At 61.2% G+C, this 10962-nt stretch carries 10 protein-coding genes; all 10 read left to right on the forward strand.

All coding sequences use genetic code 11. From position 1 onward, the window contains the following. The first annotated feature begins 600 nt into the window (after positions 1-600). Positions 601-1734 (forward strand): hydrogenase 2 small subunit, encoded by a 1134-nt coding sequence (hybO, locus tag ACRAUW_RS13755; protein WP_431362723.1) that lies wholly within the window; start codon positions 601-603, stop codon positions 1732-1734. A gap of 2 nt (positions 1735-1736) precedes the next feature. Then, positions 1737-2783 carry a hydrogenase 2 operon protein HybA gene (gene hybA / locus ACRAUW_RS13760; protein ID WP_431362724.1) on the forward strand — a complete coding sequence of 349 codons (1047 nt, stop codon included), beginning with the start codon at positions 1737-1739 and terminating at the stop codon, positions 2781-2783. Beyond that, positions 2776-3963: a Ni/Fe-hydrogenase cytochrome b subunit gene (hybB, locus tag ACRAUW_RS13765; protein WP_021230238.1), complete on the forward strand. Its 1188-nt coding sequence runs from the start codon at positions 2776-2778 to the stop codon at positions 3961-3963. The genes hybA and hybB overlap by 8 nt, the downstream gene beginning before the upstream one ends. Next, positions 3960-5663 (forward strand): hydrogenase 2 large subunit, encoded by a 1704-nt coding sequence (gene hybC, locus ACRAUW_RS13770; RefSeq protein WP_431362725.1) that lies wholly within the window; start codon positions 3960-3962, stop codon positions 5661-5663. The genes hybB and hybC overlap by 4 nt, the downstream gene beginning before the upstream one ends. Then, entirely contained in the window at positions 5663-6193 is a 531-nt protein-coding gene (locus ACRAUW_RS13775; protein WP_431362726.1) for a HyaD/HybD family hydrogenase maturation endopeptidase, read from the forward strand. Before hybC ends, ACRAUW_RS13775 begins: the two co-directional genes overlap by 1 nt. Further along, on the forward strand, positions 6175-6714 hold the full coding sequence (gene hybE / locus ACRAUW_RS13780; RefSeq protein WP_431362727.1) for a hydrogenase-2 assembly chaperone: 540 nt from the start codon (positions 6175-6177) through the stop codon (positions 6712-6714). Before ACRAUW_RS13775 ends, hybE begins: the two co-directional genes overlap by 19 nt. Positions 6715-6851: 137 nt before the next feature. Next, complete coding sequence (locus ACRAUW_RS13785) at positions 6852-8474, forward strand: ABC transporter substrate-binding protein (RefSeq protein WP_431362728.1); 1623 nt, start codon at positions 6852-6854, stop codon at positions 8472-8474. Beyond that, a complete protein-coding gene (locus ACRAUW_RS13790; RefSeq protein WP_431362729.1) occupies positions 8459-9463 on the forward strand; it encodes an ABC transporter permease in 1005 nt (334 codons plus the stop codon). Before ACRAUW_RS13785 ends, ACRAUW_RS13790 begins: the two co-directional genes overlap by 16 nt. After that, on the forward strand, positions 9453-10268 hold the full coding sequence (locus ACRAUW_RS13795) for an ABC transporter permease (protein ID WP_431362730.1): 816 nt from the start codon (positions 9453-9455) through the stop codon (positions 10266-10268). The genes ACRAUW_RS13790 and ACRAUW_RS13795 overlap by 11 nt, the downstream gene beginning before the upstream one ends. Then, on the forward strand, positions 10262-10962 hold a 701-nt coding region (locus ACRAUW_RS13800; RefSeq protein WP_431362731.1), incomplete at its 3' end, for an ATP-binding cassette domain-containing protein. The genes ACRAUW_RS13795 and ACRAUW_RS13800, both read left to right, overlap by 7 nt.

Consider the following 10962-nt stretch of genomic DNA (forward strand, 5'->3'; position numbering starts at 1 on the left):
CGCGACAGTATTGCAAATACTCGCGGTGCATGCCGGTCATTTTTTGACCCCTGTTGATGTCCGAGTGACGTCTCGATCATGAGCTTGTTCGGGTCATATTCCTGAGCAAGCAGGAGCTCTTTCTCGGCTTTTGAAGGTGAGTATGCGGTCACAGGAGGAGTCGACAGGCTAAATAACATGGCAAGCAACAGAGATGTATCATTTCGCTAGCAAAAATGCCACAAAATCATTTCTGATTTGATTGTGTGGAAAATGCAATGGAGTGCGTAAAGATATATTTCACGGTTTATTTATCGTTGGTTGGCATTGTTGTGAGGTAAGCGGAGTGGCAATAATTCTAATCATGCCCATTCAGATTCCATGAAAAGATGGGGGATGGGGCTGATTAATTATTTTAAGACGCAATTAAATTCATAAAATTTATGTTTTTGATAAATATCTCTTTGGGGGTAATTAATTCTGTTTGTGATGTGGTTCGCTATGAAAATAGGGGGAAGCCGATCGAAATTGATAGAGATCAATACTGCAGGGTGGGTGAGTCCTTAGCATTTCCGCTATTAAGCATTTACCAAACAAGTGCTCACTACGGGAATAAGTAGAATGGTCGAGGATAATTTTTTATCGGCTCATGGGATTAATCGCCGTGATTTTATGAAATTGTGTGCCGGGATGGCCGCAACCTTGGGATTAAGTCAGCATGCCGTCGCCAAGATGGCCACCGCGCTCACCAGCCCCGAACGGCCGCCGGTGATCTGGATTGGGGCGCAAGAGTGCACTGGCTGTACCGAGTCACTGCTGCGGGCCACTCACCCCACCATCGAGAACCTGATCCTCAACACCATCTCGCTGGAGTACCACGAGGTGCTCTCGGCGGCCTTTGGTCATCAGGCAGAAGAGAACAAGCACAACGCAATCAAGCGTTATAAAGGCAAGTATGTGCTGGTGGTGGATGGCTCCATTCCGCTCAAAGATGGTGGCGTCTACTGCATGGTGGCCGGTGAGCCTATCGTCGACCATATTCGCCGTGCTGCCAGTGACGCGGCTGCCGTCATCGCCATCGGCTCCTGTGCTGCCTGGGGCGGTGTGCCTGCCAGCGGTGGCAACCCGACCGGTGCCGTCAGTCTGGAAGAGGCGCTCGGCAATATCGGCACTCCCGTCATCAATATCCCGGGCTGCCCGCCCAATCCCCACAACTTCCTCACCACGGTTGCCTACTACATCACTTATGGCAAGCTGCCGGCGCTGGATAGCAAGAAGCGCCCGCTGTTTGCCTATGAGCGGCTGATCCATGAGAACTGCGAGCGTCGTCCGCACTTCGACGCAGGCCGCTTTGCCAAGGAGTTTGGCGACGAGGGCCACCGTCAAGGCTGGTGTCTCTACCATCTGGGCTGCAAGGGGCCGGAGACCTACGGCAACTGCTCGACCCTGGAGTTCTGCGATGTGGGCGGCGGCATCTGGCCGGTCGGCATCGGTCACCCCTGTTATGGCTGCAACGAGCAGGGGGTCGGTTTTAGCAAGGGGATCTTCCAGCTCGCCAAGGTCGAGAACCCGACCCCGCGGGTGGATAAACCCGATGTGAAAATTCAGGAGGGGGGCTATACCTCGCCCACCGCGACTGGCCTGATCGGTGGCGCCCTCGGGGTGCTGGTGGGGGTGAGTCTGATGACGGTGCGTGAACTCGGTCGCCAGCAGAAGCGCCACGAAGCCGGGCAGCACCCCTCACGGGAGGAGTAACCGTGAACAGACGCAACTTCCTCAAATTCGCCTCTGTCGGTGCGCTGGCGGCGGGCACCACCGTCCCCGGCACCGCACTGGCGGCGGCCAAGAACAAGCCGCCGATCCCCGGGTCGCTCGGTATGTTATATGACTCCACCCTTTGCGTCGGCTGTCAGGCCTGTGTGGCGGAGTGCCAGCGTTTGAATGGCAACCCGGCCAATCCGGAGGGCGCACAGACCTGGTCCACCAACGACAAGCTGACGCCCTACACCAACAACATCATTCAGGTGTGGAAGAGCGGCACCGGCGAGCACAAGGATCAGCTGGTGGATGGCTACGCCTACATCAAGAAGCAGTGCATGCACTGTGTCGATCCCAACTGCGTCTCGGTCTGTCCGGTACAGGCTCTCAAGAAGGATCCCAAGACCGGCATCGTTCACTACGATCCGGACGTCTGCACCGGCTGCCGCTATTGCATGGTGGGCTGCCCGTTCGATGTGCCCAAATATGACTACGACAATCCGCTGGGGGCGATCCACAAGTGCGAGCTCTGCAACCAGAAGGGGCTTGAGCGGATCGATCAGGGTAAATTGCCCGGCTGTGTCGAGGTGTGCCCCACCGGCGCCGTCATCTTCGGTACCCGCGAGGAGCTGATGGCCGAGGCCAAGCGCCGCCTGCTGGCGACCCCTGGCAGTGAATATGCCTATCCGCGCCAGACCCTCTCTGCCAACGACCCCTACCTGCACGAAGTGCCCAACTACCAGCCTTACGTCTATGGCGAGAAGGAGGGGGGTGGCACCCAGGTGCTGGTGCTGGCCGGGGTGCCCTATACCAAGCTCGACATGCCCGATCTGCCGGAGCTCTCCTCCGGTGCCCGCTCCGAGCATATCCAGCACACCCTCTACAAGGGGATGGTGCTGCCCATGGTGGTGCTGACCGGCCTTTCGGTGCTCATTCGCCGCAACACCAAGAATGGTCACGATCACCATCACGATGATGGCCATGATCAGGGGAGTGCGCAGATCAAGGATCAGGGCACCACAAAGGGAGGCAAGGATCATGAGTAACCACAAGGCGTATCCCCTCGGCGGCAAGCTGGTCAGCTGGCCTGTGCTGGTGCTGGCCCCCTTTGCCGTGCTGTGTGGCATGTTGATTTTAAAACGCCTCGTCTTCGGGCTGGGCTCGGTCACCGACCTGAACGGCGGCTACCCCTGGGGGTTGTGGATCTCGTTCGATCTCTTGATCGGTACCGGTTTCGCCTGCGGCGGCTGGGCGCTGGCCTGGGCTGTCTATGTGTTCAACCGGGGCGAGTATCACCCGCTGGTGCGACCGGCCCTGCTGGCGAGCCTGTTCGGTTATTCGCTGGGCGGCCTCTCCATCACCATCGACGTCGGGCGTTACTGGAATCTGCCGTACTTCTACCTGCCCGGTCACTTCAACACCTCCTCGGTGCTGTTCGAGACGGCGGTCTGTATGACCATCTATATCGGGGTGATGGCGCTGGAGTTTGCGCCGGTGCTGCTGGAGAAGTTCGGTTGGAAGGCGTCACTCATTCGCCTCAACAAGATCATGTTCTTCGTGCTGGCGCTGGGAGCACTGCTGCCCACCATGCACCAATCCTCCATGGGCTCGTTGATGATAGTGGCGGGGGAGAAGATCCATCCGCTCTGGCAGAGCTACGAGCTGCTGCCGGTCTTCTCCTTGCTGACCGCCTTCATCATGGGTTTTTCCATCGTGGTGTTTGAGGGCTCTTTGGTGCAGGCGGGACTGGCGGGGCGGGGCCCCAACGAGAAGTCGCTGTTCTACAAGCTGACCCAGGTGATCGATATCTTCCTGATCCTGTTTGTGGCGCTGCGCTTTGCCGAGATCGTCATCCACGACAAGTCGGAGTATCTCTCCGAGTTCAATCGCTTCTCCATCATGTTCTGGAGCGAGATTGCGCTGATGATCTTCCCGCTGCTGGTGTTCCACTGGGACAAGAGCCGCCGCGATTCGCGCATGTTGTTCCTGGGGGCCCTCAGCATGCTGCTGGGCGCCGCCCTCTGGCGGCTGGATTACTCCCTGCTCGCCTTCAACCCCGGCAATGGCTACCACTACTTCCCCTCTGCGGAGGAGGTACTGATCTCCCTGGGCTTCGTCGCCATCGAGGTGTGTGCCTATTTGCTGTTGATCCGGCTGCTGCCGGTACTGCCATCACTTGAACGTGTTCACCAAGATTATCAGGCCCGAGGGAAAGCCAACGTATGAGCCAACGTATCACCATAGACCCCATCACCCGCATTGAGGGGCACCTGCGTATTGACTGTGAAATCGAAGGCGGAAAAGTGACCAAAGCCTGGTCGTCCGGCACCATGTGGCGCGGGATGGAGGAGATCGTCAAGGGCAACGACCCGCGCGATGCCTGGATGATTGTGCAGCGCATCTGCGGGGTATGTACCTCCATTCACGCCATCGCCTCGGTGCGGGCGGTGGAGAACGCCATCGGCGCCAAGGTGCCGGTCAACGCCCAGTTCATCCGCAACCTGATCATCGCGGCCCATAACATCCACGATCACATCGTCCACTTCTACCAGCTCTCCGCGCTGGACTGGGTGGATATCACCGCGGCCCTTGAGGCCAATCCGCAAAAAGCGGCCGACCTGCTCAAGGGGGTATCGACCTGGTCCCTCAACAGTGCCGATGAGCTGACCAAGGTGCAGGATAAGATCCGCGCCCTGGTGGCCAGTGGCCAGCTTGGCATCTTTGCCAACGGCTACTGGGGTCACAAGGAGATGAAGCTGAGCCCGGAGGTGAACCTCATCGCCGTGGCGCACTACCTGCAGGCGCTGGAGTGCCAGCGCGATGCCAACCGCATCGTCGCCATTTTGGGCGGTAAGAGCCCGCACATCCAGAATCTGGTGGTGGGCGGCGTGGCCAACCCCATCAATCTGGATGCGCCGAGCGTGCTCAACCTCGAGCGGCTGCTCTACGTGAAGAGCTTTATCGACCGGCTCGGCGAGTTTATCGAGCAGGTCTACAAGGTGGATGCCGCCATCATCGCCGCACACTACCCAGAGTGGTTGCATCTGGGGCAGGGGGCCAAGCACTACCTGAGCGTGCCGGAGCTCCCCACCGACGGTGACGGCGGCAGCTTCCTGATGCCGGGCGGCTATATCGAGAATGGCAATCTGGCGGGATATCGCCCCATCGAGAGCCATCAGGATGGCTGGCTGATGGATGGCATCGCCGAGAGCAACAAGCACGCCTGGTACAAGGATGACGAGCCCCTCAAACCCTGGGAGGGGAAAACCGAGGCCAACTACACCGGCTGGCAGGATGACGGCAAATACTCCTGGGTCAAATCCCCAACCTTCTACGGCAAGGTGGTGGAGGTGGGGCCGCTCGCAGACCTCCTGGTGAAACTGGCCGCCAAACATCCGGAGACGGTGGCTCACTTCGACCAGTTGAATGGCATTTATAAAGCGCTCACCGGTTCGGCCATCAAAACCGAACAGCTGCACTCCACCATGGGCCGCATCATCGGCCGCGCGGTGCGCTGCTGCGTGCTCAAAGATACCCTGGCGTACCAGTGGAAGGCGCTGGTCGACAACATCGGCAAGGGCGATACCACTGCCTATATCAAGGCGGAGATCCCGGCGGATAAAGAGTTTCGCGGGGTAGGCTTTGAAGAGGCGCCGCGTGGCATGCTCTCCCACTGGATCGTCATCAAGGGCGGCAAGATCGAGAACTATCAGGCGGTGGTGCCGTCGACCTGGAACTCTGGCCCGCGCAACTTCAACGACGAACCTGGCCCTTACGAGCAGGCGCTGGTGGGCACACCGGTGGCGGATCCCGCCAAACCGCTGGAAGTGGTGCGCACCATCCACTCGTTCGATCCCTGCATGTCCTGTGCGGTGCACGTGGTGGATACCCAGAATGGCGAAACGACTCAGGTGAAGGTGCTGTGATGAACACCCTGATCCTGGGCGTGGGCAACCTGCTGTTGAGTGACGAGGCCGTCGGCGTGCGCATCGTTGAGGCGCTGGGGCGGGAATACCGTTTCGCCCCCGGCATTGAACTGCTCGATGGCGGTACGGCGGGCATGGAGCTGCTCGAAGCGATGGCCAGTCGCGATCACATCATTCTGGTGGACGCGGTGCGCAGCGGTAATCCGCCGGGCACAGTGGTGACCCTGAAGGATGAGGAGATCCCGACCCTGTTTGGCCGCAAGATCTCCCCGCACCAACTGGGGTTGGCGGACGTGCTCTCGGCGCTGCACATGACAGGGGAGTCGCCAAAGCGGCTCACCCTGATCGGGGTCGAGCCCGAATCCCTCGAGCCCCGCATCGGCCTCACCCCCGTGGTGGCGGCTGCCATGGGGGAGGCGACGGATCGGATTTTGACCCTGCTGGCCAGTGTCGGTGCCCCAGCCATCCCGCTCTCTGAGCAGGAGAAAGCTGACCAAGCGCGGGAGGGTTTATGGCGCAGTCCCATTTAAGCGAGGCTGAGAGAGTGCTGGAGATAGTACCGGAGACGGCGCAGGAATTTGGCGGTTTTGCCACCAATCCAGCCCCTTTGCTGGTGGCCCAGTATGAGCGGATTGCCAAACAAGAGATGCAGGCGCTGCCCTTCTATCACGCCACCATGCCCATCGTGGCCGAGTGCGTGCTGTTTGAAGGACAGTGGCTCGGCTGCGTGCTCACCCCCTGGATGCTGAGCGTGGTGCTGCTGCCGGGGCCGGATCAGCTTTGGCCGGTGCGCAGCAGTAGCGAACGCCTCGCCCTGCAGCTTCCCTGCGGCAACATGACCTTTATGGTGGGGGAATTGCCCGAAAGTGGTCAGCTGCTGGCCTGCTCCCTGATGTCGCCGCTCGATCCCCATCTCGGGGCCGGGGAGGGGCGAGCGCTGGTGAGCAGCACCCTCAAGATGCTGCTCTCCTTGCCGGTGCAGCAAGGGGCTGGCAGCGTGGATCTGGGGCGAAGACGGCTATTCGGTGCCCGGCGCGATCAACCGGCATAGCCGCTAGGTTTCATGCGAAATCAAGTTTAGAATAGGGGGCCACGTTGGCCCCTCACTTGCATATTCACACTCCGCATTTTCTCTTCATTGGCGAGCGGAGGGCCAAGAGTGAGTGGTAAAAGATCAAAAGGATCCCCATGACTGTTCCACGCAATTCTTTTCGCCATTACTGTGGCACCAGTGCTGCCGCCCTGTTGACTCTGCTGCTGGGCACTGCCTCTCACGCGGCGCTGGCCGCTGCCCAACCTGTGCCTGCCGAGCTCAAGCTCGCCATCGGAGCTGAACCCACCGAAGGGTTTGACCCTCTGCTTGGCTGGAGCCACGGCAGCTACCTGCTGCTGCACAGTCCGCTGCTCAAACAGATTGCTGGCGATAGTGCCGATCTCAGTTGGCAGAATGTGCTCACCCAATCGGTGACCCCGAGCAAGGATGGCAAGGGGTGGCTCATTACCCTCAAGCCTGACCTGAAATTCTCCAACGGTGCGCCGCTCACCGCCGAGGATGTGGCCTTTACCTACAACAGCGCAGCCAAGGGTGGCGGCAAGATCGACATGGGCAACTTTGTCTCGGCCAAGGTGCTCTCGCCTACCGAGGTGGCCATCACTCTTAGCGCACCCCAGAGTACCTTCGTCAACGTGCTGGGATCGCTCGGAATCGTGTCGAAAAAGGATTACGACGCAAAAGCCTATGCCCAAAAGCCGGTCGGTGCCGGCCCCTACCGGCTGGTGAGCTTCCTGCCCGGCCAGCAACTGGTGGTGGAGGCGAACCCCTATTACGCTGGCGGCAACAATGACTTCAAGCGATTGGTGTTTGTCTTTATCGATGAAGAGAGCGCCTATGCCGCAGCCCAAAGCAGCCAGCTCGATGTGGTGCGCATTGCCCCGTCACTGGCGCCCACCGTGCCTGCTTCCCTCAAGCTATGGGTGCGGCCGAGCGTGGAGAACCGCGGCATTGTCTTCCCCATTCCGCCTGCTGGCGGCAAGGATGCCAAGGGTTATCCCATCGGCAACGACGTGACCTCGGATGTGGCGGTGCGCCGCGCCATCAACTATGCCATCGACCGCAAGCTGCTGGCCGATCAACTGCTGGAAGGACATGCCATCCCCGCCTACAGCGCGGTAGAAGGCTTGCCCTGGCTGAACAAAGCCACCGCCTTCAAGGATGGGGATGTCGCCCACGCCAATGCCCTGCTCGACGAGGCGGGCTGGAAGATGGGCAGCGATGGCATTCGCCACAAGGGCTCTCTGCGCGCCGCCTTTACCCTCTGGTACACCAGTGGCGACAGCACCCGCCGGGATCTGGCGGAAGCGGTGCGGGCCATGCTCAAACCCATCGGCCTCGAAGTGAGCCTCAAGTCCGGCAGTTGGGAGCAGGTGGAGCGGGAAATGCACGCCAATCCGGTGCTGATGGGGTGGGGGAGTCTGGATCCCATGGAGCTCTATCACCACTACCAGAGCGGCTCCGGTGGCGTGGAGTTCTACAACCCGGGCTACTACAGCAACCCTGTGGTGGATGGCCACCTCAAGCAGGCGCTGGATGCCCCGAACTGGCAGGCGGCCGTGCCGTTCTGGCAGCAGGTGGAGTGGGATGGCAAGACCGGCGCCGGAGCGCAGGGGGATGCCGCCTGGGCCTGGCTGCTCAATGTGCAGCACACCTATCTGGCCAACCGCTGCATCGATCTTGGCAAGGGGGCGCCGGAAATTCACGGTAGCTGGTCCCTGCTCAACAACCTGCAGGATTGGCGGTGGACGTGCCGCTAAGTTCGTCCACGTTGATTAGCACAAGTCTGAAAGCCCTGCTGCGTCTGGCAGGGCTGCTCTGTCTGGTATCCGTCGCCACCTTTGTGCTGCTGAGCTACTCCCCCATCGACCCCATCAAGGCCTATATTGGCAACGATCTGCTGCACGTGCCGCCAGAGCAGTACGCCCGCATCGCCGCCCGCTGGGGGCTGGATCAGCCGCTGTGGCTGCGTTACTGGCACTGGTTTACCCAGGTGCTGCGGGGGGATCTCGGCTACTCCATGCTCTACAACGCGCCTGTGGGTGAAGTAATAGGCCAGCGCTTTGCTGCCTCCTTCCTGCTGCTGGCGGGTGCCTGGCTGCTCTCCGGTTTTTTCGGCATTGTGCTGGGCCTCTGCGCCGGTCGCTATCTCAATCGCTGGCCCGATCGCCTGATTTGCCGTTTTGCCTACCTGCTTGCCTCCTTGCCCACCTTCTGGGTCGGCCTGTTGCTGCTCGCCCTGTTTGCGGTGCACTGGCCGCTACTGCCAGTCTGCTGCGCCTGGACGCCGGGCCTCTCTGCCGATGAGGCGGATTGGGCCATGCGAGCGCGCCATCTGCTGCTGCCGGTAACCACGCTCGCCCTGCTCGGGCTGGGCAATATTGCCTTGCATACCCGGGGGCGGGTGGCCGAGGTGCTGGAGAGCGACTTTATCCGCTACGCCCGCGCTCAGGGGGATGGCGGCTGGCCCATGCTGCGTTTTCATGTGCTGCGCCACGCCCTGACCCCGGCGCTCTGCCTGCAGTTTGCCTCGCTCGGTGAACTGATTGGCGGATCGCTCTTGGCCGAGAAGGTCTTCTCCTACTCGGGGCTCGGCCAGGCCACCGTGGATGCGGGGCTCAGGGGCGATATCCCCCTGCTGATGGGAATCGTGCTCTTCTGCACCCTGCTGGTCTTTATTGGCAACACGGTGGCCAGTTTGCTGCTGGCCCGCATCAATCGGGGTTGGGAGGGCGAGCATGCTGTTTAATCCGCTTCCCTCTATAGTGCGCCTTGGGGTGGCTCTGATCGGGTTGGCGCTGCTGGCCACTTACGGCTGGAGCCTCTCTCATCAGGATGTGCCGATGGATCTGCTGGCGCGTCAACAACCTCCCTCGCTGGCCCACTGGTTCGGCACCGATCAGATGGGGCGGGATCTCTGGTTGCGGGCTTTTCAGGGCACCCTCACCAGTCTGGAGCTGGGGATCAGCACGGCGCTCTGTAGCGGGTTGCTGGCCATGGTGGCGGCAAGCGTGTCGCTCATTCACCCCAGATGTGATGCGGCGGTACGAATGGTGATCGACGCCATGCTGGCGCTGCCCCATATGCTGCTTTTGATACTGATCTGCTTTACCGTGGGGGGCGGCATGCGCGGGGTGATCCTGGCGGTGGCATTGACCCACTGGCCCAAGCTGGCGCTCATTCTCTGCGCCGAGGCGCGGCGGATCGCCTGCAGCGACTACGTGGTGCTGGCCCGCTGTCAGGGGATGGGGGCGCTGCGTCGCTGGCGTACCCACCTGCTGCCGGGGCTGCTGCCCCAGTGGTTTATCGGGACTTTGCTGATGTTTCCCCATGCGGTACTGCACAGCGCGGCCTTGAGCTTTCTCGGTTTTGGGCTGGCGGCCCACGAGGCCTCGCTGGGTCTGCTGCTGGCCGATGCGTTGCGTTATCTTGCCGGTGGCGGCTGGTGGCTTGCCCTCTTCCCGGGGCTGATGTTGCTGCTGCTGGTGTTGCTGTTTGATCTGGCTACCCGCGCCTTGCAACAGTTGCTGTGGCACAGGAGTGAACCATGCTGAGTTTTGATCAGGTGACCATAGAGGCGGCCCACTACTCCTGGCTGGGGCGGCGCAGCTGGCAGCCATTGCTGACCGATATCAGCCTGCAACTGGCGCCGGGTGAGATAGTGGCGTTGGTGGGGGGGAGCGGCGAGGGCAAGAGCCTGTTGCTGCAAAGCGCCCTGACCCTGCTGCCGGACAATCTGAGGATGCGCGGCACCATCTCTCTTGATGGCACGCCTCTGTGCGATGCCAGTAGGGCCCGTCTGCGCGGTCACACCCTCTGCTATGTGCCACAGGGGGTAAGCGCCCTCAATCCATTGCTGACGGTGGAGCGTCAGCTGGGGCGTGCGGCACGCCTCTGCGGCCAGAGCGGTTCTCGCGAGCGGCTCGGCGAGCAGCTGCTGCGCTACCAGCTGCCCGCTGCCACCCTGGACAGATTCCCGCGCCAGCTCTCCGGCGGCATGGCCAAGCGCATTCTGGCCTGCACAGCGGCGCTCGGCGGCGCCCGCTACATTCTGGCAGACGAGATCACCGCCTGGCTCGACGAGGGGCTGGCCTGTCTGCTGCTCGGCCAGTTGCGTGAATTGGCCAATCAGGGCAGCGGTATCCTCTGGGTGACCCACGATCTGGCGCTGGCGGCCCGCTTTGCCGATCGCATCGTGGCCCTGCATCAGGGGCAGGTGAGCGATACCTTGAGCTGCCACCATCTGCG

Source organism: Aeromonas sp., assembly GCF_050633025.1.
In the GTDB taxonomy this organism is placed as follows: domain Bacteria; phylum Pseudomonadota; class Gammaproteobacteria; order Enterobacterales; family Aeromonadaceae; genus Aeromonas.